We start from the raw sequence: 21,892 nt of genomic DNA, 5'->3' as shown, positions 1-21,892 counted from the left end.
ATTGGAGCAGAACGGGGGCGTCGGAGTGAGAAAATCGACTCGGGACGGCGTTGGCGGCGTCACCTCGCAACTTTGGACCAGATCGAATGCATGTGACCAACCTGAACCTGATCGAACTGTACTTCCGCCAGTTCGCTGAAAAGCACGCTGATGCGCCCGGCGCGCAGCACCTCGTCCGAGCTGGCCCGGACGGCAAAGGCCCAGCCTGACGACCAAGGTCGCCGGGCTCGTCCGCACGTGGTCAACTGGACATTGGAGACGCTCGCCGAGGAGATTGCAGAGGGCCATATCAACTACGGCGCGGCGCGACTGGGTTCGCGCAGATGCTGGTGCGGGACTGGAAGCGGCCTGAGCTGATCGAGCTGGCGGCGAGCAAGGCGGGGCGCTGGGAGCGATAGGCAGCCCGCACTGACGCCGCTTGCCCACTTAGGCAGCTTGGTGATGTAGACCGCGGCGGACAGCGGGCTCTCTCTCTCTCCAGCCACCGCAAAGCTAAATCCACAAGCTCGGTGTAAGTATCGTGCTCGTCGGCTTCCTTGGTTTGGATGTACTCAATCAAATTGCTTGGTGCGCCTGTAGGCATCACCCAATTCCCTAGACCAGAAATTAAAGCAAACATGATCGTCGAACACATCGTTCTTAACGCCGACGGCCATAAGCTCATGCAGATTTAGATAGTCTCTGATATGCCAATACTCTGGAGTAGAGACAAAATCGGCGCACGGTTTTCCCGCCTTTAGGTGGGTATCGAGCACCGCGACCGCATCGGTGAACTTCTTGTGTGAAGCGAGCGTGTCTTTGCGAAGAAGTCCATTGCGCCCCGCTTTCGCGCGATCTCGCGCTGACTGCTAATGGACACCATAGCTGCAATCAACGCCCCACCGGCGATCAAAGCCGTAAGCCACTGCGGAACTGTTCCCCAATTAAACATCTCGCCCTCAGACATATAAAAAATAGGTAATCAACGAACAGCCAAGCGGTGAATGCAAGCAAAGTCGCGCAGACCACCTTGTCTTCCGGAGACGTTGGCATTACCGGTGCCGAAATTCTCGTGGGTCTCACGTTGTTCTCAATCTGTAGTACGTCTGCCTCGATAGTAATCTCAGGTTGTTGATAAAGGAAGCGACAAGGCCTTTGGTGGCCCTCACCGACATGATCGTGTCTCAGGATGAGCCCCAGTGAGGCAGCGGGTCCTGTGGCTTCAGACAATGTGGGTCTGGCTGCAATGTAACCTAATGCGGTTCGGGTGCAAGCTAGCGCGATTCCAGCACCAGCCCGGCCTTAAGCAAGGGAAGCTACTACTGCCACTTAAGCCGCGCACCAAGTCGACTTCAACCACCAAGAAAGCTGCCTAGAGGGCGGAACTAGGTGCCGTTGTGGGTCTTTATTGACGCTAAGGCGATTTTGAGCCGCGCGACCGTGGCCAACTCAGGCACTGTCGAGGGAGAGAGTGGCGATGGCGAATGAACAGGTGCTTTCGACCGGATCGATGAGTCGGCGGCGGTCATAGTTGAGTTGAGCAGGCCGATGACGAGATTCCCGTTGTTTTCGCAAGCGTGGTAGGCGTTCATTTTCAGCTAACGCCAGATCTTCTCGGGCCTTGGCTGTTGCCGCAAGGATGCGAAAGAAATTCCCACATCAACCGAGGCGCGGCGAATATGTCGCATGGTCGGCCCGGAACGAGCGAAAAAGCTGCAGAATTTGGGGAAATCCTGCTGCCGTCTCGCGAATACAACCACAACACTGACGGTTTATGCTAAATCCCGATCTACTGTTTCTGGTCCTGGGTGGTCTTACGCTCGGAGGCTTTGTTGGCACCCTGACTAAAGCTCTGATCGGCCGCCGGGAGCTACGCGACCGTGGATGATGCCCTCGGTAGGGCTTGAACCTACGCCACGAGACGTAGAAACTCCCCGCTCTTTCCACTGAGCTACGGGGCTCATGACAGAGGTGAAAATCACGGCCAATCGATCGGACGAAGAAATCTGGCGCATCGAGCGCCTCGAGGAAGTCCGCGATAGTATCCTCGACGCCGCTGCCAAGGCGTTCGTGGTCGACGATTTCAAGACGGATCAGCTTCGGGCAGGGCGAGCGAAACTGATATCGTAGTGGGCGATTACCGTGGTTGAAAAGCCGCCGCTCCTCTTTGCCTCGACACTGGTTCGGGCGAGCCCCTAGTCGTCGGGCTTCAGAAGGGCAAATTCCACACGAAATAGAGAAGCGCAGCAATGCAGCCCCAGAAAAGTATGCCGCGGAAGATGAAAGCGAGCGCCATGTTAATCGCCGTCTCGCCCAAGCCGCTGCGCCATGGCGACTCCATCGATCGCGTCTGCCAGTCCTTCTAAGAAAATCTCATACCATGCGTCATCATCGGGAACTTCCCACTCTCGTAGGCTGCCGACGTAACGGGTCAGAGCAATAACGCCCGCGATCGTCGTTGGCCTTGAGCGGATGAGCACATTCGCATGCTCCGCGAGAGCATGGTTCCTTTGACTGCTGATTTCATCGGCGGCATCAAACTCGGGCCCATCGAGCTTCGCCGATACGGATAAGGCCGCATCGTAATGTGCCGACAGCTCGCGATGACGCTCAATCACTACGAAGGTGAGATCCCGATCGGCTGCAGCAGTCGACTGGGTGGAAATTTCCTGCGATGACAATGTTGGCCCCGAGCAAGTAGCGGGCCTATGTTAGCATCGCGGCCATGATGATAATCAGCGTAGAAGGTCCTTCATCTGCGGTATTTCTGCTCGATCGATTGGGCATTCAGACGAGGTCACCGGCTCCATTTGGAGATCTAGATGTTTCGGGGACAATCGCACGCCTTACTCGCGCCGGAAAACGGCTCGGCTCCAATTGCTCCCCGCGTAAAGATGCATATTTTGCGCGAATCAAAGGTTGTTATCACGCATCGGCTGCGCTTGGATACGCTTGCACATTTGAAGGAGGGCGAGCGAAATATGAAGTTGATTGCAATAGTTGCCGGTCTGTTGCTGCTCGGCGTGATCGGACAAGCAAACGCACGCGGAGGACATGGAGGGCGCGTCAGCTACGGCGGTGGACATCACACTACCAGTCATGGCGGCAGCTATTTGGGCGGGTCCGGCTCATCACACCGTGGTGGGACTTATCTCAATTCGAGAACTGGCAACCGTTACGGCACGCATCGATAACGAGCGACAGGACCCGAGGCGCGCGCCCATTCGATGGGCGTTTTTACGCGTGGGTGGCGCCGGTCCCCGCCGACATTTTTCATCCTTATTCGGACATGCCTGAAGACGGCATCGAGGTTCTGGCCTACGACTCCGTTGAGGCCTTTGCAGAAAAGTTCAGGGCTTTGGCCGAGCGAACGCGACCGCGCGATCTCTACGATGTCGTGAATCTTTATCGAAACGCCAATTGTCGAGCGGACAGAGTGTTGTCTCGAAAAGCGGCGTCCCTTAGGCGAGTGATAAGATAATCTCAGGCTGATCGCCTGCCTCTTGGAGCGCGTACCCAATATCGTTGTGAGGCAGAGACTTATAGTGGCCGCCTCGCGACGTAACGATAGGAATCGAATTAGAGGCTTTCACCCGTTCTGTCGACGTAAGATAATCTGGACTTCGGCATCGCGCTTGCCGAACTGCAAGCGCGTCGAGATCAGATATATTCACTCGACCTCATGGTATTCGGCTCGGTTGAAATCCGAGCCGAACAGCGCTGCTGCGGCGTCGTAGAGCGCGACGGTATTGACTGTTGACTGCATGGCATACCAGGCGCGCAATGCCTCGATCGCCAATCCATGGGCTCGCAACGATCGCGCCGAGGCTTGGCAATCGAGCACCTCCAGCTTGGATGCCTCCAGCTTGGGTGCCTCCCGCTTCGCGCCGCTCTCGAGGATATTCCGATCGACTGTCATTTCTCCGCCTTCACCGTCCTAGTTGGTCCGCCAGAATCTATGCGCTCGCTAGCAGCCAGCCAGTCTGCGCCGTGTTGACGGATCATTTCGCGATGGGACCGTTTGATGAGGGCGCGCTCGACGCAAAAGCCGGCGGTGACTGAAGCGGCTAGCGCTAGGCCGCACGCGACGTAGTCATCCAGCAAACTCCAAACTATGTTACTGCCGGTGACGACGACAAAAGTGAGTGCCATGACGGTACTGCGAAATGCCCTAGCCATGCTTGTTCCCCCAGCCGATCGGCGAGGGATGTTAACATTGCAACCAGGACGTTCCGCGGCGTTTAACGGGCAGGATCCGTCGTATTTCTGCTGGATCAGCTTGTGGTCGCGCGCGCCTAGAGGGCCCTCAGCGGCGTGCCAGTTCGCGCGACGGATCTAGAAGGCGTTCCGCGCTCATCGAACCTCTCGCCGGCTTGAACTGTCCTGCGACGATGCCATGTAGCCGCAGGTCAGACGAACGACTCCAAAGAAGTGGCGGCGGACGAAATGGAAAAGCCGGTGACCGACACGGGATGTGATCACCCGGCACGATGTTTGGCGCGCCGAAGCAGCATCAGCAGCTCAGAGCGTTCCACTGCCACCTCCGACGACATGTTAGGAGAGCCGCATGGTATGAGAGAGGCTTCGTTAACTCCGGACGGGGCGGAATTGAACAAAACGACAGGCTAATCTGCTGAAATCCTGCAATGTGAGGCTGCTGACCAAACGATCATAGCGCGCGAATCGCGCTAATATCGTCAGAGCGATGATGTTTTCGTCCGGCCCGTAGCAACGATATCGAGGCGCGAAGGCCACGCGGGCGTCCAAAGTTCCCTTGAGTCGTCAAGGCCGGTGATGATGCGCGAGCAACGAATCCCATTCCGAATTTTATATGACGGCGAGTGCTTCATCTGCTCTCGAACTGTGACTGGCAACAGAAAGTTGCGTCAGACGGTTGCTGTCCCTGGGTTTGGCGTCGAGGTGGACCTGGCCGTTTATAGTGAAAACAACGCTCATCCAATCTCGAGCATGGAGGACGCGGCCATCCTTATTGCTATTCAGATGGTCGCGCGCGCCAGCCATGCTCGTGTTGCGCGGCGCCGTGGCGCCCCAGGCGCATAGCTGTCTTTTGCTATGCTCGGAAAGTTCGATGAGTTGCCCCGGATGCTTGGAGGCCGGCTCGGACGACCAATGAGGCCGCTTGGAATTCATTCTGTACGAAGCGTACAAAGGACGTGCTGTCTGTGAGGTTGCGAAGGCACCCCTCGTGTCAAAATGAGCGCCGAATCTCTTGCGCGCGAACCGTGAAAAAAACCAAATGTGCTTGCGGTTCGACATGAGACGATGGAAGACGATGTGCTGGGGGACTATAGTGGCAAACAATGAAATTGCGTTTGAGATCGATGACAAAAATACCGTTGATCAAAACATCTCGGCGCTCGCGGCCGCGCTGAAACGAATCGATGATCCGCTAGCGGACGTCCTGTCGGGGGCCCTTGCAAAGCTCAGCCTGGAAATCGCCGTCGATCAGGGGGCGCTCCTCGATGCGTTGTACGAAGCGACTGCGCCGGTGCAACCGCATCAGACCTCCCCTAAGGAAAGCACTGCCCAATGAGCGGCTGGTATCTTCAGAAGGTTTCAATCGAAGGCTTTCGCGGCATTAACAATGAGGGTGCTCCCCTCGTTATCAAACTCAAGCCGGATTGCGTCAACTCCATCTCCGCGCCGAACGGTGTCGGGAAAACGTCGATTTTCGATGCGGTGGTCTACGCGATTACCGGTCGCATTCCCAAGCTCGACGAGCTGCCAGCGGCCGAAAAAGGCTCGTCCTACTACCTCAACCGCTTCCATGCGGGTGGTGTTGGAACGATCACCCTGACCCTTGTGCCAGCCGGCGGCGGCGCCGAGGTCGATGTGACGGTCCGGCGCGATGCGGGCGGCGGGCGAACCGTAGCGGCAAGCACCGGGGCAGACGGAAATGCGATTCTGGCTGACCTCAATCGCGAGTTCGTCCTTCTCGATGGAAAAACATTTCAGGACTTTATCGATCTAGCGCCCCAGAAGCGCGGCCGATCGTTCGCCGGGCTACTAGGGTTGAAGCGGTATTCGGCACTGCGACAGGGGTTCGCCTCTCTGACAAATACGAGAGCATTCAACAATCACTTTGGCGTCGCCACCAAGGAAGCCAAGCAGAACACTGCGACCGTCTCCCTCAAGCGAGCGCAGGCCAACATAAGGGAGGCTTTCACTGCGCTTGTCGATGACGAGTACGATCCGGCAGAAGCCGAGACATCTATGCTCGCGAAGGCGCATTCCGCTCTCAGTGGCATTGAACTGCTCAAGCCCCTCTGCGAGGGGCGGACGTTCGAGGAGATCGACCCCACGAGTTGCGTCAATGCAGCGAAGGCCGCGGAAGGAGGTGAGGCGAGAGCAGAGCTCGCAAAAATCTTGCGCGATGAGGCGAGGTGGTCGGAGGCACTGAGAGCCGCGCCAAGCGAAGAGGATGCCAAGCGCCTCGTGGAGCTGGCCGATGCTCGTGATGCCGCCTTAAAGCTTACTCAAGGCGATCTTTTCCGCCAGCTCTACAGCCTCAGCGAAATCATCATCGCGGATGACAGTTGGGTGGATAAATGTGTCTGCCCGACATGCGATCGATCTGGTGCCGGTTCGCTACGACCATGTTCGCCACAAGCTCGCGGCCTTTCAGGCCGTGGAGACAGCTTCGGCCAATCTGGCCCAAGAATGGACCAAAAAAGGCTGGAATCAGCTCGACGAGCTGGAACGATTAGGACAGCAACCAGATGAGCAGGCTCTATTCGCCCAGGCAAAGGACATCGGACTGAAGGGGGCCATCGACGGGGCGCGCGCGCGCTCGGTCGTAGGTTGGAAGGAGAATTTGACTGATCGCGCGGTCGCCAAGCTCAAGCACCTCACCGACAGCAAAATCACACTGGAGAAGAGCCTTCCCGACAAGCTCACGGCGGTCGTGGAGAAAGCTGAAGCCGCACGCCGCCTCCAGAGCAATTTGTCGGACCTGCGCGCCGCCCTGAGAGAGCAATCCACCATCGCTGCCGAACTTGCGCGAATTGCTCGGGTCAAGAGCTTCCTTGACACGGCCAACTCACGCTTCGCCAGTGCCGAGTCCGCCGCAAGCGCGCGTCGGCTCGCCGCGATCGAGCCGGTTACGCGAAGTATTTTCGCGGCGATCATGTACACCGATGTGGTGCCGGCCCTGAAAAAGCGCGCCGGCAGCGAAGATATTTCCATCTCCCTCGCTCAATTCTGGACGCTGCCGGACATCTCCGCTCAAGCCGTCCTCTCCGAGAGCTATCGCAACGCCTTCGCGATCAGCGTCTATTTGGCGGCCGCCTCGCTCTATGGCGGGGGTGCCAAGTTTCTGATTCTCGATGATGTCACATCGAGCTTTGATTCCGGGCACCAGTTCCATCTGATGAACGTGATCAAAGGACAATTTGCGCGCCCTGGGGTCTCAAATGGTCCGCAGGTCATCCTGCTTAGCCATGACACAGTCCTGGAGAAGCTTTTCAACACGAATGCCAACGAGGGCGGTTGGTGGCATCAGTGCATCCAGGGCACTGCGCGGACATCGGTGCTGCCGCAGTCGGGCGCGATCCACAAGGTACGCGATGCGACTCACGCCTTTCTCGATACCGGAAACACCGATGATGCCGCGCCCCGGATCAGACAGTACCTCGAGTTCAAACTCGAGGAGGTCATCGCAAGGGTCGGCATTCCTGTGCCTATCGGCATTGCCTTCAATGACGATAAGCATATGGCAAAAAACCTGATAGACGCCATCAAGGCAGCCGTCGACCTCCATGACACGGCCGGGCGCCTGATCCTAGAGCCTGCCCAGCTCGCCGGCCTCGGCACCTCTGTGACGACGATCGTGAGCAACTACCTCTCGCATTGGTCGACAGGACAAACCCATGCCTTCACGGCACCATCCCTTAAAGGGGTCATGCGAGCGATCGAGAATTTTGCGGGTTGCTTTCAATTCGAGCATCCGGCAGGCTCGGGTCAATACCGCTACTACAAATCTCTTAGCCAAAAGCTTTGAGCGTGGGTGTAGCGCTTCGAGCCCTGCGAAATGATCTAGATTGCGGCGTTTATATCCTTCGCCGCGAAGACGAGCTACGTTCGAGGCATCAAGCTCTGACCCCGGTCGTAGAATCGGGTCGCGCCGTTGGCACGATCCAGTGCTAGCCCCGCAGTCTGATTCGTTGCAAGTAGTTGTCATGTCGCTGACTCCCGATGAGCTTTCCCATCAGAGCAAACTGAAATCTGCGCTTCAGGCCGATAGGAGCGCGCACAAGCTGGAAAATCTCGCAGCCGGACTTGTGGGCCGCCTGCTCGGCATTTCGATTGCGGTGGCTAAGTCAGGCTTTCAACATGGTGGCGATGCGGGCGCGGTCGGCCAGCAGGATCGCCGGTTCCGGTTGGAGTGAAAAAAATACGGCGACGACACCAGCCTGAGTGATCGCGAACTCCTTGGCGAAATCGATCATGCGCTGGCACGCGATGAGGCGCTAGAAGCATGGGTCCTGATTGCCACTCGCAGCGTTCCCGAGCAACTCCGACAAAGCCTCGTGCAAAAGGCCCGAACCCACAGCTGTTGCCCTGCGAGACCTGTCGGAGGATATCCGCTCGCGCGTGCCCGAATCCGGTATTCATCCGCAGCTTCCTGCTCGGGTCGCAGCACTGCTGCTTTGGCTAAGCGGACAGGAAGCCGACGAGGAAAACGCCGCCATACTCGATCCCGGCATCGACCGGCAATACACCTATGAAAAAGACTACTTACCAAACCCGGGCCGGAGTTTCTTTGCCCTTGAGCGGCGACACGCGCGAATTGCGCTCGAGGATCGGCAGCAGGCTGTCCATTCCCGCCTGCAGCGCACCAGGGAGCTGTGGCTTGATCCGACCTTTCAGCCGCCGCCTAGTTTCGTCGAGGAGTTGCGCTCCGCCGCGGCAGACTTCGACGTGGCGAAGCTCCATCGGCAGGTGGGGCGTACCGCCGAAGAATTGTTCTTTGAGGAGCTCCAACCGGCACTCGCTCGATGCGCTCCGGACGTTCTGGCCGCGCTGCAACGCCGCAAGATGGAAAGCTTCGCGTCGTGTCCGCCCGAGTCACGCTATTGGAGTGCCGTTCACGCGAACGAATCTTTCATCTTGGCAGGACCGGCGGAGGCATCAGCAGCACAGCTCTTGCGCCTGAGCGCCCACGAGAACGACGATAACAATGCGATAGCAACCAGCGAGTTGATCAAGATCGAGCTGCAGTCCCTGGGTGATGCTCAAAGTCAGTTCGATAAGCTAATCGCGGCCGATCTCAAATTCATTCCTGCTGATTTTGTTGAGGTCATGCGAAATCCGTCATCCGCGGATGTCGATGCCCTCATTGCGCGCTATGGCGCGGCGTCCGCCAAACAGCGGCGTGATCTCGTCGTGCTTTTATCGTTTCACCCGAGCGGCTTTAGCGACAGCGCCTGGTCATGGCTGGTAAACTCGATCGGCCAACCCGATGATGAGCTGGACGGTGTTCTGTTTCGAATGCTGACCCTGGCCGATGCCGCTCGGTTTGGGCGTTATCTTGCTGCGGAGGCTTGGGGCTGGAGTCCCTCGTCCAACATCTGGGTCAACCATTATGGCACCGGCGCGCTTATCAGAGCCGAGCTGGCTCTGCCGTTCGACCAATTGGGGCCGCGGCTTGCGCCTTGGCGCTTGCTTGAAGCTGCGCGTCTACGTGGCGCCGATCCCACTGAGGTGCGCCTTGCCGCAGAGATCTTCGGTCACGTGCTGACCGCCAATAAAATCGAAGAACCGGACCCGGGCTCGACGCTCACGGTTGATCGTACTGAAAGGAGGTTCACACCATTTTTTATCTCTGTGCGGCCTAGGCCAAGTCCTGAAGAGCGAGACAATCCCGCACCGTCGATGCGCGCCGCGCTCGATGCCGATGCGCAGATCAAAGCCCACGAACGCGCGATAGAGACCGCAACAGCGCGCATCGACGAGGCACGTAAATCAGGCGCGAGCCTGTATCTCACCAATGTTGAGGCCGTCGACATGGATCCCGTGATCCAGCATGCTTCCGACATAATTGATCATTGGCTCGAAGGCTCGCGTGACATCAGCACGGACTTCCGTAGACGCGTGCGCCTTGCGGAGACCGCGTTCCTTGCACTGTGTGAAGCTTTGCTCATTCAAGAGCCCACTCGCGGTGCCGCGCTATGGCGCGCACTTCGCATGACCGTGACAACACGCTACATTGGCCCTGCTGGTATCGATGAGTTGTTGCATATCGTGTTTCGCGTTCCCCGATTCTGCGCCCGTCGCCGCGCTTCGGGACGAGCTTATAAGCCTGCCGTTCTGTCATTCGGATCAGATTCTCTTCAATGTCGCCCTGGCAGCGTCGTACAATGGCAAGGCTGCCTGGATCGCTGATATTGCTGCTGCGGATCGTGCGTCGCCGCTGGCGTGGCGGCAGCGGCGTGGCGTCCTGCTGGACGGGCTCGGCACCGGCTACAAGCTCCCTATCCCAGAGGCCTGGCCTGAAGGACAGATGCGCACAGATAGTGCCGATCTTCGCCGCAAGGCGGCGCGGCTGCGCTGGCGCGAAGCCTGTGGTCATCACTGGTGGCGGAGCTATCTTGCTGCCCAGGATGCTGTTGAGGCTTATGCCGCTTGGGTCCTGTTTCTACATTCGGCGGACGCGCGCGCCTGGACTTGGATGCGTGATGACGAAGGACAGAACAATAATGACGCCTTCTTTGCCCTTAAGCTCGCACATGTGCAGCTCAACAGGGCGGGACTAAAGCGTGCAATGAATAAGGTTCTGGAAAAATGCGAGAAGAAGTTTCTTGATCATGATATCGTGGAAGGGATTGGGCCTTGGGCGAACGCGACCAATACGGGTTAGAATCACAGCAGTCATAGGAATGCAGCCTGTTAAGGAGCTCCGGCGGCACTTGAGACTTATCTAACAGCGGCATCTGGCAGGCTACGGCAAATGGACCTGTCAATTTCTCGCTCTTTTCCGTCTGCATCGTGAAAATGCGGGTTATGTCCAGAGTGACGGGCCAAACGCAACATCGTCTCTTGGGCTACAAGGGTAAAGCGATCCCGGGCCGAAAGGTGGGGCTCTGGTCCACCGGCTCGGGTGGATCGTCGATATTGATACGCTGCAGTCGGCCACACACCGCCGTGACCTCTGGTGGTCGAATCTAGTCGGGACTTTGGCGTGAGCAAACGCATTCCTCACGTTGCGGATCAGCCTGAAGTTCTCTTGTGACACTGGACCGATGATGTCCAATGCGGACGCTAGAGTGATTGTTCTGGAAAGCGTACCCATCGGTCCATCGCGATCGTACATGTCCCTACGGATATTGCCCGCGAGATCACCGAGCCAACTATCAATGCTTCGGTCCAGCTCGTTCTCAAGCATGGCCGTGTAGAGAAGGCAGTAACTGCGGTCATCGGACTGAGCGCCAGCTTGTTTGTCGTATTCCCCCTGATACTCAGCAGTAGCGGGCTTGGTGGTGTGTTCTGAGCTTCGCGACGGGGGACGCCATGATGATCTCCGAAGGGGGCGTTCGTTTGAGGAACCAGTGCTCGAAATGAAATCGAGATCACCCTCAAGTGACTGAGGCAGCCGCCAATGCTGGAGGACAGCCAATTCGGGACGAGACTTTCACATCGGTCTTGCTCTACTCGCAGAAAGTGCGGCGGGCTGGAGCTTAGAAAGTATGTTCGACGCATAGGTTGCGGTCTGTCTCTACTTTCGGAGGCGGCCCGCCCGTTGGCAAGCCCAGGGCGCCTAATGCGAGCGAGGGGCCGTGCCCGACATGCCGACACCGGGCCGTCCCACAGCTCGGGGTGGGTGCCCCGGCAGATGGCACGTTAGTAATGGGCGAGAGGTTTGATTTGGAAGCCCCGGTTACACGCTTACATAATAAGACTCACCTCGGTCCCTGCGCGTAACAACCACGCAGGTCGTACCCCGCAGCGGAGGTTGAGCGCTCGCTAGGTCCGTTGCTAGGCGCTGCGCCGCACGGAAGGCTTGCAGCTCATTTTCGAATGCCAACCCGCCGGGGTCATCGACATTCTGCTTGCCTACCAAGTTGAAGTAGAAACGAGACATTTGTGCTCGCCGCGTTGGGCCAAGGAGCACGATGGATAGTACCGGGCAGCTAAGCAGAAAATCCCTGATGTAAGACTTATGCCGCCGAAAGTCTGCGCTTATCGCAAAATGCGAGGCCATTTCGTGCATGAGCATTGGGACGATCAAACCCGCACGAATTGCTGCTAGTGCGGTAACGTCTCGTTAAGCCGGTGTTCCGGCGCTTCTTCCGAAAGCGAGTGCTATTGTTGAAGGGCTGATGCTATGTGTGATCGCTTTCCAGCCTTCGACACTTTCTTAAAGCGGCGCGGCCGAAGGTGGTTGTGGTCGGTCTACACGACCGAGGGCACCTTGGTCATGGCGGGTTCGCCTCAAGCATTGTTGACGTGCAGCGCGGGGCCAATGAAACTGGCGCGGCTTCAGGTCAGCTCATTGCTTCAGCGCAAGTCCTGTCCAGCGACAGCTCGCGGCTGAGGACAGAAGTGGAGAAGTTTCTGCAAAGCGTTCGCGCAGCCTGAGCCTTCTCTTGCTCAATGCAAATAAGCAAAAGCTTTTGAATGGATTGCGAAACAAAACCAGCAGCTGCTCCGAGAAAAGCAGATCTGGCAGTTTCCCAAGCTGCGGGCGCAACCGTGATCGCTCCGCCATTTGGCCAGTCGAGACACCAGATCGTCGGGGCGATAGGAGATTGCGAAAGGTTGCGGTAATGCATCGCCATTCTGCAGCAAGCTCTCGTCTCTCTCGAAAGAGCCACTCGAGAGCAAGATCGCCGCGTCTGCGACGAACGGCGAGATCAAATAGAGCATTGAACCAGCTGCTGATGCACAAGCGCGAGCAGCTATCCCGCGTCGACCGGTCGTTGCGGGACTGGCTTCGCGGCGCCTAACCATGCGCCTGCATTTGATCATTTCCCACCATGGCTTCCTGAAGCGGCTCCTGCGACGTTGTTCTCTTGACTTACCCAACGTTACCCAACTTCGATCTGAATGGGTGGATATGGGCAGAAAATGACGGTTAGCGTTCCCAACACTCGCGGCCCCAAATGAGGAGGGCACGTGAATTTGCAGGCCAATGAGCCCGGAGGAGGGACTAATGCCAAGGACGCCAGCCGCTTTGCGCGGCCATTCTGCTCATTTTGTCAAAACCGCTCTGATTTGCACAACGCTCTTGGCCGGTGCGGCCGCATCTTTCGGCCACGCCAAAGCGGAGGATATCAATTGGCGCCAGTTCGAGGGCGCTTCGATTGTGTGGGCATACGATATCCATCCGTATGCTGACGCAGTCGCAGCGCAGCTGCCTGAATTCGAGAAGTTGACAGGCATCAAGGTGACGCCCGAGCTTTATCCGGACGACGCCTACTGGAACAAGCTGACCATCCAGCTGAGCACAAAGTCGCCCTCGTGGGACGTCGTCGGCACTGGGATTCAACCAGCTTGGGATCTCGCGCCCGGTCAACTGCTCGAGCCGCTCGATCGATACCTGAACGATCCCAAGCTCACCTCGGCAAGCTATGATTACAAGGATTTCTTCCCCGCACTGCGTGATGCGCTCACATGGGAGATCAAGGGCGGGCAGATCGAGGCCGGCCGGGGGCAGGTGTGGGCCATCCCGCACGGTTTCGAAAACATCCAATTGTTCTACCGCAAGGACATTCTGGACAAGCACGGCATCAAGGTCCCGACGACTCCGCCGGAAATGTCCGCCGCTTGCGAAAAGCTGAAATCTGCCGATCCCGGGATCACGCCTTTGGGCGTGCGGGGAGTGCGCTTTTGGAGCAGCATCCACACGGCCGCAATCTCGATCGCCAAGTCCTATGGTGTGCACGACTTCGTCGTCAAGGACGGCAAGTTGGAAACCGGTCTCGATTCGCGCGAGTCGATCGCCTTTCATAAGGATTATGTGGAGATGATCAAGAAGTGCGCTGCTCCATCCTTTGCCAACGACAACTGGTATCAGGTGGTCGATGGCATCAATTCGGGCCGGACCGCGATGGCAATCGATTCCAACATGTTCGGATTCTGGAACGACGTCGCGGGCAAGCCCGCGTCGGGCAAGATCGCATTCGCTCCCCCGCTGCGCGCTCCGAACGGCAAGAATTTCGAATCGAACATCTGGATCTGGTCCCTGGCCATGAATGCTGCCTCCCAGAAAAAGGGAGCGGCCTGGCTGTTCATTCAGTGGGCGACGTCAAAGCAGGTCGAGCTGAACGGAGCCGTCGCGGGGAAGCTCGTCAACTCTCCGCGCGCTTCGACCTGGAGCGACAAGGTTTGGCTCGACTACGCGGCCAAACCGGAATTCACGAACTTCGTGGATACCTTCAAAAGCGTGCAGGACAGGGCAGCGCTCGCCTTTACGCCGCGCGTAGGATTTGCCGAGGCGATGAACGGCTGGGCGGTCGCCATGCAGAAAATGGTCAATGGCGCGGACGTGAAGGCGACGTTGACCGATCTCGCCTCCGAGATCCGCTCTTCCATGTAAGGCGATCGGGGGGGCGGCATGAGGGTTTGCCGCCCCCCACCACGCCCGAGTATCTTTTGAGAAGTGAGCGATGGACCTTCGAGGCACCGAGGCAACCGTGACGTTACAATCATCGGCAGGCCAACTGGCACCATCCAAAAACGAGCAGGTGCAAAGCGCCGAGCAGCACGCGCTTGACTGGTGGAGCCTTGCTGCGATTGCGCCCGCCATCATCATCCTGCTTGGATTTCTTTTTCTGTTTTTCTATGGGGTCTTTCAATCGCTGACCGATCTCAAGTTTGGTCGTCCTCTGGTTCGCTTCATTGGATTCACCAACTATGAAGTGGCGATCAAGACCCAGGATTTCTGGAACAGCGTGCGGGCGACTATGGCGTATGCCTGCTCCGCGGTGCTCGCGGAGGCGTTGTTTGGGCTTGCGCTTGCCAAATTGTTCGCAAGTGGGGTGTTCCTTGCCCGGCTGATGCGACCCGTCATGCTCCTTCCGTTGGTTCTGCCGCCAATGAGCGTCGCCTTGATGTGGACCACAATGATGGATCCGCAGAATGGGATCCTGAACTATTTGCTTTCGCTTATTGGGATCGGCCGGTTCGCATGGATTTCAGACGCCAGCACGGCGATGTTCTCGCTGGTTCTCATCGATATATGGACTTATACGCCATTTTTCGCGCTGATCATCTTCGCCGGCTTGCAGGGCATCAACGATGAGGTCAGAGAAGCTGCGCGGATCAATGGGGCGAAGGGTTGGGCAACGTTCCTCCATATCGAGCTTCCGCTCATTGCGCCATACATCCTGATCGCCGCGGTATTTCGGCTGATCGAATCGCTCAATCAGTTCGATATCATCTTCGGAACGACGCAAGGAGGCCCGGGTGACAGTACCTCCGTGCTCTCGGTCCGCGCCTATATTACGGCCTTTCAAAATCTTGCCTTCGGGCGTGGTGCAGCGCTCATGGTCGTCAACTGGTTGATCGTGCTTCTCGGGACTTTGGCCCTGGTGAAATTGTGGCGCTCGGTCCGGCAGCGTGTAAGCTAGAGGAGGCTGAGATGCGGCTAAATCGCTCAACGCCTGCAAGCGTGCTCCTCAATTTGCTGGTTCTCGCCTGTGCGCTGATCCTGACATTTCCGCTGGTCTGGATCGTGATGATGTCGCTGAAGCAGCAGGCGGAGGTCATGACCTGGCCGCCGCGCTTCATCTTCAAGCCGACTCTCGAAAACTTCCGCGTCTTGTTCGATGCAGCCCAGGCCGGGGCAACAAGCTACGGCACCATCAAGGTTGATTTCCTGACGCCGGTCACCAATAGCGTGGTGATCTCGCTTGGTGCGGTGCTCGTATCGCTGATCGCCGGGGTGCCTGCAGGCTACGTCCTGGCGAGGCGCGATATCCCGATGAAGGAGGACATCGCATTTTTCATTCTGGGCTTTCGGTTCGCGCCGACGCTCCTTGTCGTCATACCTCTGTTCAGTGTGTTCCAGACGGTCGGTCTTTATGACACCTATTTCGGTATGATCTGGATCTATCAGGTCGTCACGCTGCCGATGATCATCTGGCTGAGCCGTTCATATATCGAGGACATCCCAAAGGACCTTGAGGAGGCGGCGGCCATGGATGGTGCAAAACCATTCCGGGTTGTCTGGTACATCGTCCTTCCGCTTCTAAAGCCCGGCTTGATAGGCGCTTCATTACTCATTTTCCTGCTTGCGTGGCACAACTTCGCACTCGGCCTGATCCTCAGTTCGACGAAAGCACCGGTCACCGTCGCCCTCCTCAAGCTGCTCAATCCGGGCGTTCAGTTCTATCCGGTCATGGCTGCGGGTCTGGTGGTGACCATGATTGTGCCGGTCGTGCTGATCATCCTTGGCCAGCGTCATCTCGAACGTGGTCTTACCTTCGGGGCCGTGAAATGAGCCCGAGGCCATTGATGTTCTTTGGAACGACAAATCTCGACCTCTGCTTCAACGTCGAGCGGCTTCCAACGCCCGGTGAAAGCCTGATGGGAAGCTTGAAGCGGCATGCGGGAGGCAAGGGCGCCAATCAGGCGGTCGCCGCCGCTCGATTGGGCCTTCGGCCGAGCTTTTACACCCGGCTAGGCGATGACGACGACGGTCGATCATTGCTGCAAGCGCTGCGTGAGGCAGGTGTCGGTCTCGATGCAGTGGCGGTGTGCCCAGGGGAGATATCGGGTTCAGCTCTCGTCCTAGTCGGTGACGATGGCTCCAACATGATCGTCATAGACCCCGGAGCCAACGCAAATGTCACACCAAGCATGGTCGAAAAGGCCGCCGAATTCATTGAGCGGGACGCAATCGTCGTTGCTGAGATGGGCATGCCGGTCGGCGCCCTCAATCACCTCTTTGCAATGAAGAGCGTCAAAGGCTTCGAACTCATTTTCAATCCGGCCCCCGTGAGGGCCGGCCTATCGGCGGCGGCGTGGAGGAGTGTTGATTTCGTCACTCCAAACCAGACCGAAGCTTTCGAGCTCACCGGCGTCGAGGTGCACGACTTCGACAGCGCCGCTCATGCCGCCGGAAAGCTCCTTGATCTCGGCCCGAGAGCAGCCCTGATCACGCTTGGCGCGCAGGGCGCCTACTACGCCGATGCCAGCGCGTCTTTTGCGCTCCGGGCATTTCCTGTGAAGGTCGTTGATACGACCGCCGCAGGCGATGCCTTCAATGGAGCCTTCGCAGCCTCTCTTGCTCAGCGGCTACCGATACGGCAAGCGGTCAAGAAGGCCCTTGCAGTGGCAGCGCTGTGTGTAACGCGACGCGGCGCGCAAAGCGCAATGCCAAGCAGCGAAGCCGTTGACGAGTTTCTCAAGTCTCAAACTATCCTGGAGTTGGAATGACCGAACAGTTCTCAGTTGCAGACAGGACCGTGCTCGTGACCGGTGCGGGTGGAGGCATTGGTTCAGCCATTGCCAATGCTTTCCGTCAAGGTGGTGCGAACGTCCTGGCAACCGACGCAAATGTGGAAAACCTCCGGGACATTCTAACGCGCTTGCCGTACGGCAACGGCATCCTGCCGATGAGCATGGATGTGTCACGAGAAGACGATGTCGGCAGGGTGCTTGATGAGATCGCCAAGCGCTTCGGCAGGCTCGATGTCCTGATCAACAACGCCGGAATAAAATCGGCTCAGCCGCTTCTGACCGGCAATGCCGATCGAATCGAAAAAACCATCCAAATCAACTCCGTCGCAGTGCTTCGCTGCGCCAAGCTAGCTATCGAGCGCTTCATGAAGAGCAAGGGCGGCCGGATCGTCAATGTCGGATCGTCGTTGTCATCGCAGGGCGCGGTTTTCAACTACCAGGCTGGCGGCGCCGACTATTGTTTGTCAAAAGCCATTGTGCACGATGTGACAAAGCTGCTCGCTTATGAATGTGCTCCGCTCAAGATCAACGTCAATGCAATCGCACCCGGGATTATCGACACGCCCATGCACGGGCGCCCTCGGGAAGAGACCGAAGCGCGTCATAGTGGCCGGATTCCACTGGGCCGGGTCGGATTGCCGGAAGATATCGCAGGCCTCGCTGTGTTCTTGGCTAGCCCCGCAGCCTCCTACATGACCGGGCAGATTGTCCATGTGAATGGCGGGATGCTGATGAATGGTTAGCACAAGCTCCGCCGTCAACTGGCCGCCAATAGATGGGATCATCTCCGATCTGGATGGTGTCGTCTATCGTGGCAGCACCGCAATCGCGGATGCCATAGAAGCGTTTGCGCGATGGCGGAAAGCCGGCGTGCCGTTCTGTTTTGTGACGAACAATTCCACGCATACCCCTGAGGACGTCGTCCGAAAGCTGACGGGATTTGGCCTCGCGATCGCACCGTCACAGGTCGTGACAAGCGCCATCACGGCTGCAGAACTTATTCGAACGAATTATCCGGAATTGACGAAAGTCTATGTCATCGGCGCTCCGTCGCTTGTCACGGCCATGCGCGAAGTCGGGCTGGAGGTCACTGACCGGAGCCCCGAAGTTGTTGTGATGGGGCTTGACCGGGATATCACGCACGAGAAGATGCGAATTGCCGTTGAGGCGATCCTCAATGGCGCTGTCTTCATCGGAACCAATCCCGATCTTCTGTTGCCGACGGCCAACGGGTTCGAACCTGGGGCTGGTGCGACGATTGCAGCTGTAGCTGCCGCGACGCAAGTGCAGCCTTCGATCGTCGGAAAGCCGCACGTGCCGATGATCGAGACAGCGCTTTCACGCCTCGGTACGAACCGGGCTTCGACGATCATGATCGGGGACCAAGTTCCTACGGATATTCAAGCCGGAAAGAAAGCGGGGCTTGCTACGGTGCTTGTTACAACCGGCGTGCCGATGCGTCAGGATCCGTCCCAGATGGCCCCCGACTTCATCGTATCGAGCTTGCGCGACATTGAGGTAAGTGCCGCTCGCGCGGCTCGCCCACAACAGAGGAGGGCATAATGGCCGATGTTCGCCTGGAAGGTTTGAAGAAGGCCTATGGGACGATCGAGATCCTGCGCAATATCGACCTTGCGATTGATCACGGCGAATTTGTCGTCTTCGTCGGTCCATCCGGATCAGGCAAATCCACGCTTTTGCGCATGATTGGCGGGCTCGAGCCTATCAGCGGTGGGCGGCTCCTCATCGACAATGAGCTCGTCAACGACATCGACGCGGCCGATCGCAACCTCGGCATGGTCTTTCAAAGCTACGCTCTCTATCCGCATATGACGGTCAGGGAGAATCTGGCCTTTCCCCTGCGCATGGCCAAAGCCTCGAAAGCCGAGATCGCCGCCAAGATAGCCAAAACAGCGTCGCTCTTGCAGATCGACCATCTATTGGATCGCAAGCCTCGACAGCTTTCAGGCGGGCAACGCCAGCGCGTCGCAATCGGACGCGCCATCATGCGAGAACCAAAAGTGTTCCTGTTCGATGAGCCCCTGTCCAACCTGGACACCGAGTTGCGCGTGCAAATGCGGGTTCAGATCGCCAAGCTCCACAAGCAGCTCGGAAATACCATGATCTATGTGACGCATGACCAGGTCGAGGCGATGACCATGGCTGACAAGATCGTCGTGCTCAAGGACGGCAACATCGAACAGGTCGGCAGCCCGCACGATCTGTATCACAGTCCCGCTTCGCGCTTTGTGGCAGGATTCATCGGCTCGCCCAAGATGAACTTCCTGGGCGGCAAGGTCGAGGCAGCTCATGAACATGGCATGGACGTCCGGTTGAACGCCGGGCCCACGATCTCCGTTCCGGTTCAGCCGGACCAGATGCTGGTTGGCAAGCCGGTCACTGTTGGAATTCGCCCGGACGACTTCTCCTCGTCAATGCGCGGGCAGCAGGAGATCTCGATTGAACTTGGGGTCGATTTCGTCGAGCATCTCGGCAGCGTCACGTACATCTACGGTAATGCCGGAAACGAAGCTCTCGTCGCCAGGGCGCCACAATCCGGTTGGCCCAAAGGCGCCTCCAAGCTCACCCTCACCGCCGCTCCAGCCGATTGCCACTTGTTCATGAGCAATGGAAAGGCGGTACGGCGGTTGCGCGCACCGGCGAGTTGGAGCTAGTCTTCACGTAGAGCCGTGCGATGATGCGCGGCTCAGGATCGACAGGCGGACGGCTGAGGTGAAGGGAGCCGGTATCAGGCAGTTCTTCCGCAATTCCCGCTCGTTTGTCCTTGGTGCGGGGATCGGGTCGGGCATGACCGCCAGGGCCGCCGAGCGGGCGGGGGCCGATTTTGTGCTCGCGCTCAATGCGGGCCGTTTTCGAGCCATGGGTGGGGCCTCACCTGCCTCGATCCTCCCAATCCGCAACAGTAACGAATTCGTGGCAAGCTTCGGACGGACCGAAATCCTGCCCAGCACGAAATTGCCGGTCTTCTTCGGCGCCTGTACCTTCGACCCCGAGCTCGATCTTGATCGTTGGCTCGATCGGATCATCAAATGGGGATTTGCCGGTGTGACCAACTTCCCATCGGTCATACACATCGACGATGAGCGCAGGTCATTGCTCGAGAAGTGTGGTCTCGGTTACTCCCGGGAAATCGAGTTCCTCGTGAAAGCTGCAAAACGCGGCCTGATGACGATTGCCTATACGCGCAGTCAATCCGAGGCGCGTCGAATGGTCGAAGCGGGCGCCGAGGCCATTTGCATCAACTTCAATCTAAACCGCGGGGTTGAAAGCGAGTCCGATCCATCGATCAGCCTGTCTGAACTTGCAGCCCGTACGAATGCCGTTGCGCGCGTTGCTCAATCCGTCAACAAGAGCACCATCTGCCTGCTTGGTGGGGGCCCGATCACAAAGCCGGATGAACTCCTGGACATCTGTCGCGAGACCGGAATCCAGGGATTCATCGGAGGGTCTTCGCTGGACCGCGTGCCTCTGGAGATGTCGGTCCTCGAGGTGACGTCGGGCTTCAAGACCATCCACCTGTTGCGCGAGAAGGTGGATCTACTCGAACGGCAGCTGCAGTTGAGTGGTTTCAGGCACGGCGTGATCGCGCAGTCCTCGGCAATGAAGCGCATCCTCGAGATCACCAAACGCGTTGCGGCCACCCCCCGCCCGGTCCTCATCTGGGGGGAGGCTGGCTCCGGCAAGCGTAGAATAGCATCCCTGGTCCACGCGTTTAGCGACCGCAGGCACGCCAAGGCGACGCTGTTTCATTGCCGTCCCGGTCCGGCAATGGATATACTTGGCCCGTTGTTCGGCGCCGAGCGTCTTGAGAGCGGCAAACGTCAATTGTCACTCCTGGAGGCGTCGAGTGACGGTGCCGTCGTGCTATTGCATGTCGACCAACTTTCGCGCGATGGACAGGAGCGCCTTGCCGATTACCTTGAGACAGGCGGATTTACCCCTCTGTACGGGGTAACTGTCATGCGTTCCAATGCCCGGATCATTGCGACCGCGACCGTGGCCCGAGGCGCTGGCCTTGAAACGGTTCTGTGCGCGCGGCTTCTCGACCTTTTTGCCGGGCTGGATGTCCAATTACCTTCGCTACCCGACAGGCTTGAAGATCTGCCGCAACTCGTTCAACACTTCACCGTCGAAGCCAAAGGAGATTCTAGCGCCCAGACGCTCACGATAGAAAACTCTGCATTCCTTGCGCTCGCCGGCCACGATTGGCCAGGCAATTTGCGCGAGTTGCGGCAGGTCGTGAACCAGCTCGTGACGCTGCCATCAAGTCACATCACCGGTGAGGTGCTAAAGCCGTTGTTGGGGCCACCTTCAGGCGCACGGCCCGCGGCCTCGCTGTCCGAGCGAGACTGGATTATCGAGGGCCTGAAGAGAAATCGGCTTCACCGCGGCAAGACTGCTCGCTCTCTCGGGCTTTCGCGCAAAACCCTCTACAACAAAATCAAGAAACTGCGGATCCTCGAATAAG

The 21,892-nt window shown here is 58.1% G+C and carries 21 protein-coding genes, 1 tRNA gene and 1 pseudogene; 16 read left to right on the top strand and 7 right to left on the bottom strand.

Annotated features, from left to right (window positions below):
* The first annotated feature begins 86 nt into the window (after positions 1-86).
* Complete coding sequence (locus tag HZZ13_RS37135; RefSeq protein WP_283817101.1) at positions 87-209, top strand: hypothetical protein; 123 nt, start codon at positions 87-89, stop codon at positions 207-209.
* A 342-nt stretch (positions 210-551) separates the two neighbouring features.
* Here HZZ13_RS37135 and HZZ13_RS37755 read toward each other — a convergent pair.
* Both HZZ13_RS37755 and HZZ13_RS01325 read right to left on the bottom strand, forming a co-directional pair.
* Positions 552-764, bottom strand: a pseudogene (locus HZZ13_RS37755) (DUF4760 domain-containing protein); the annotation flags it as partial.
* Between the two features lie 1,103 nt (positions 765-1,867).
* Positions 1,868-1,939 (bottom strand) — tRNA-Arg (locus tag HZZ13_RS01325).
* Positions 1,940-1,950: 11 nt separating this feature from the next.
* Here HZZ13_RS01325 and HZZ13_RS01320 point away from each other — a divergent pair.
* Positions 1,951-2,109, top strand: a complete 159-nt coding sequence (locus tag HZZ13_RS01320) for a hypothetical protein (protein WP_197957871.1) — start codon at positions 1,951-1,953, stop codon at positions 2,107-2,109.
* A gap of 167 nt (positions 2,110-2,276) precedes the next feature.
* Here HZZ13_RS01320 and HZZ13_RS01315 read toward each other — a convergent pair whose 3' ends face one another.
* Positions 2,277-2,660: a hypothetical protein gene (locus HZZ13_RS01315; protein WP_197957870.1), complete on the bottom strand. Its 384-nt coding sequence runs from the start codon at positions 2,658-2,660 to the stop codon at positions 2,277-2,279.
* A gap of 141 nt (positions 2,661-2,801) precedes the next feature.
* Between HZZ13_RS01315 and HZZ13_RS01310 the strand changes: the two genes are divergently transcribed.
* Both HZZ13_RS01310 and HZZ13_RS37575 read left to right on the top strand, forming a co-directional pair.
* The gene (locus HZZ13_RS01310; RefSeq protein ID WP_197957869.1) at positions 2,802-3,173 is read left to right on the top strand and encodes a hypothetical protein; all 372 of its coding nucleotides are present in this window, start codon (positions 2,802-2,804) and stop codon (positions 3,171-3,173) included.
* Between the two features lie 53 nt (positions 3,174-3,226).
* Positions 3,227-3,460, top strand: a complete 234-nt coding sequence (locus HZZ13_RS37575; RefSeq protein WP_197957868.1) for a nucleotidyl transferase AbiEii/AbiGii toxin family protein — start codon at positions 3,227-3,229, stop codon at positions 3,458-3,460.
* A 189-nt stretch (positions 3,461-3,649) separates the two neighbouring features.
* Here the strand turns inward: HZZ13_RS37575 and HZZ13_RS01300 are convergent, their stop codons facing one another.
* Entirely contained in the window at positions 3,650-3,898 is a 249-nt protein-coding gene (locus HZZ13_RS01300) for a hypothetical protein (RefSeq protein ID WP_197957867.1), read from the bottom strand.
* Positions 3,899-5,290: 1,392 nt separating this feature from the next.
* Here HZZ13_RS01300 and HZZ13_RS01295 point away from each other — a divergent pair.
* Positions 5,291-5,533: a hypothetical protein gene (locus tag HZZ13_RS01295; protein ID WP_197957866.1), complete on the top strand. Its 243-nt coding sequence runs from the start codon at positions 5,291-5,293 to the stop codon at positions 5,531-5,533.
* Positions 5,530-6,723, top strand: a complete 1,194-nt coding sequence (locus HZZ13_RS01290) for an AAA family ATPase (protein ID WP_197957865.1) — start codon at positions 5,530-5,532, stop codon at positions 6,721-6,723. The genes HZZ13_RS01295 and HZZ13_RS01290 overlap by 4 nt, the downstream gene beginning before the upstream one ends.
* A 1,595-nt stretch (positions 6,724-8,318) precedes the next feature.
* On the opposite strand, the gene HZZ13_RS37130 is transcribed toward HZZ13_RS01290, so the two are convergent.
* On the bottom strand, positions 8,319-8,447 hold the full coding sequence (locus tag HZZ13_RS37130; RefSeq protein ID WP_283817100.1) for a hypothetical protein: 129 nt from the start codon (positions 8,445-8,447) through the stop codon (positions 8,319-8,321).
* 145 nt (positions 8,448-8,592) lie between these two features.
* Here HZZ13_RS37130 and HZZ13_RS01285 point away from each other — a divergent pair, with 145 nt between their 5' ends.
* Positions 8,593-10,383 (top strand): hypothetical protein, encoded by a 1,791-nt coding sequence (locus HZZ13_RS01285; protein ID WP_197957864.1) that lies wholly within the window; start codon positions 8,593-8,595, stop codon positions 10,381-10,383.
* Between the two features lie 118 nt (positions 10,384-10,501).
* Positions 10,502-10,858 (top strand): hypothetical protein, encoded by a 357-nt coding sequence (locus HZZ13_RS01280; RefSeq protein WP_197957863.1) that lies wholly within the window; start codon positions 10,502-10,504, stop codon positions 10,856-10,858.
* A gap of 1,017 nt (positions 10,859-11,875) precedes the next feature.
* Here the strand turns inward: HZZ13_RS01280 and HZZ13_RS37570 are convergent.
* Together HZZ13_RS37570 and HZZ13_RS01275 are read right to left on the bottom strand one after the other, a co-directional pair.
* A complete protein-coding gene (locus tag HZZ13_RS37570) occupies positions 11,876-12,079 on the bottom strand; it encodes a DUF6894 family protein (protein WP_376707011.1) in 204 nt (67 codons plus the stop codon).
* 403 nt (positions 12,080-12,482) lie between these two features.
* On the bottom strand, positions 12,483-12,776 hold the full coding sequence (locus HZZ13_RS01275) for a hypothetical protein (protein ID WP_197957862.1): 294 nt from the start codon (positions 12,774-12,776) through the stop codon (positions 12,483-12,485).
* Positions 12,777-13,150: 374 nt separating this feature from the next.
* Between HZZ13_RS01275 and HZZ13_RS01270 the strand changes: the two genes are divergently transcribed.
* From HZZ13_RS01270 to HZZ13_RS01235, 8 genes are all read left to right on the top strand, one after another.
* Positions 13,151-14,536, top strand: a complete 1,386-nt coding sequence (locus HZZ13_RS01270; protein WP_246504240.1) for an ABC transporter substrate-binding protein — start codon at positions 13,151-13,153, stop codon at positions 14,534-14,536.
* A gap of 70 nt (positions 14,537-14,606) precedes the next feature.
* Positions 14,607-15,569, top strand: a complete 963-nt coding sequence (locus HZZ13_RS01265) for a carbohydrate ABC transporter permease (RefSeq protein WP_197957861.1) — start codon at positions 14,607-14,609, stop codon at positions 15,567-15,569.
* 11 nt (positions 15,570-15,580) lie between these two features.
* A complete protein-coding gene (locus tag HZZ13_RS01260) occupies positions 15,581-16,441 on the top strand; it encodes a carbohydrate ABC transporter permease (protein WP_197957860.1) in 861 nt (286 codons plus the stop codon).
* Positions 16,442-16,455: 14 nt separating this feature from the next.
* Positions 16,456-17,379 carry a ribokinase gene (locus HZZ13_RS01255; protein WP_246504239.1) on the top strand — a complete coding sequence of 308 codons (924 nt, stop codon included), beginning with the start codon at positions 16,456-16,458 and terminating at the stop codon, positions 17,377-17,379.
* Positions 17,376-18,146, top strand: coding sequence for an SDR family NAD(P)-dependent oxidoreductase (locus tag HZZ13_RS01250; RefSeq protein ID WP_027571328.1), 771 nt, complete (start codon positions 17,376-17,378; stop codon positions 18,144-18,146). Before HZZ13_RS01255 ends, HZZ13_RS01250 begins: the two co-directional genes overlap by 4 nt.
* On the top strand, positions 18,139-18,966 hold the full coding sequence (locus tag HZZ13_RS01245; RefSeq protein ID WP_197957858.1) for an HAD-IIA family hydrolase: 828 nt from the start codon (positions 18,139-18,141) through the stop codon (positions 18,964-18,966). The genes HZZ13_RS01250 and HZZ13_RS01245 overlap by 8 nt, the downstream gene beginning before the upstream one ends.
* Positions 18,966-20,078, top strand: coding sequence for an ABC transporter ATP-binding protein (locus HZZ13_RS01240; protein ID WP_197957857.1), 1,113 nt, complete (start codon positions 18,966-18,968; stop codon positions 20,076-20,078). Before HZZ13_RS01245 ends, HZZ13_RS01240 begins: the two co-directional genes overlap by 1 nt.
* Positions 20,032-21,891 (top strand): phosphoenolpyruvate hydrolase family protein, encoded by a 1,860-nt coding sequence (locus tag HZZ13_RS01235; protein WP_197957856.1) that lies wholly within the window; start codon positions 20,032-20,034, stop codon positions 21,889-21,891. The genes HZZ13_RS01240 and HZZ13_RS01235 overlap by 47 nt, the downstream gene beginning before the upstream one ends.
* Position 21,892 lies beyond the last annotated feature (1 nt).

Origin of the sequence: Bradyrhizobium agreste, assembly GCF_016031625.1 — a bacterium.
Lineage (GTDB): Bacteria > Pseudomonadota > Alphaproteobacteria > Rhizobiales > Xanthobacteraceae > Bradyrhizobium > Bradyrhizobium agreste.
The sequence above is the reverse complement of the archived record's forward strand: the minus strand, read 5'-3'. Positions and strand labels throughout refer to the sequence as shown.

Bases quoted from the DNA above. Each gene is read 5' to 3' on its own strand.
- HZZ13_RS01310 (WP_197957869.1), top strand. From the start codon at position 2,802: ATGTTTCGGGGACAATCGCACGCCTTACTCGCGCCGGAAAACGGCTCG.
- HZZ13_RS01280 (WP_197957863.1), top strand. From the start codon at position 10,502: ATGCGCACAGATAGTGCCGATCTTCGCCGCAAGGCGGCGCGGCTGCGC.
- HZZ13_RS01240 (WP_197957857.1), top strand. From the start codon at position 18,966: ATGGCCGATGTTCGCCTGGAAGGTTTGAAGAAGGCCTATGGGACGATC.
- HZZ13_RS01260 (WP_197957860.1), top strand. From the start codon at position 15,581: ATGCGGCTAAATCGCTCAACGCCTGCAAGCGTGCTCCTCAATTTGCTG.
- HZZ13_RS37135 (WP_283817101.1), top strand. From the start codon at position 87: ATGCATGTGACCAACCTGAACCTGATCGAACTGTACTTCCGCCAGTTC.
- HZZ13_RS01250 (WP_027571328.1), top strand. From the start codon at position 17,376: ATGACCGAACAGTTCTCAGTTGCAGACAGGACCGTGCTCGTGACCGGT.
- HZZ13_RS37570 (WP_376707011.1), bottom strand. From the start codon at position 12,079: ATGTCTCGTTTCTACTTCAACTTGGTAGGCAAGCAGAATGTCGATGAC.
- HZZ13_RS01265 (WP_197957861.1), top strand. From the start codon at position 14,607: ATGGACCTTCGAGGCACCGAGGCAACCGTGACGTTACAATCATCGGCA.
- HZZ13_RS01300 (WP_197957867.1), bottom strand. From the start codon at position 3,898: ATGACAGTCGATCGGAATATCCTCGAGAGCGGCGCGAAGCGGGAGGCA.
- HZZ13_RS37130 (WP_283817100.1), bottom strand. From the start codon at position 8,447: ATGATCGATTTCGCCAAGGAGTTCGCGATCACTCAGGCTGGTGTCGTC.
- HZZ13_RS01255 (WP_246504239.1), top strand. From the start codon at position 16,456: ATGTTCTTTGGAACGACAAATCTCGACCTCTGCTTCAACGTCGAGCGG.
- HZZ13_RS01275 (WP_197957862.1), bottom strand. From the start codon at position 12,776: ATGGCGATGCATTACCGCAACCTTTCGCAATCTCCTATCGCCCCGACG.
- HZZ13_RS01270 (WP_246504240.1), top strand. From the start codon at position 13,151: ATGCCAAGGACGCCAGCCGCTTTGCGCGGCCATTCTGCTCATTTTGTC.
- HZZ13_RS01245 (WP_197957858.1), top strand. From the start codon at position 18,139: ATGGTTAGCACAAGCTCCGCCGTCAACTGGCCGCCAATAGATGGGATC.
- HZZ13_RS01235 (WP_197957856.1), top strand. From the start codon at position 20,032: ATGGAAAGGCGGTACGGCGGTTGCGCGCACCGGCGAGTTGGAGCTAGT.
- HZZ13_RS01290 (WP_197957865.1), top strand. From the start codon at position 5,530: ATGAGCGGCTGGTATCTTCAGAAGGTTTCAATCGAAGGCTTTCGCGGC.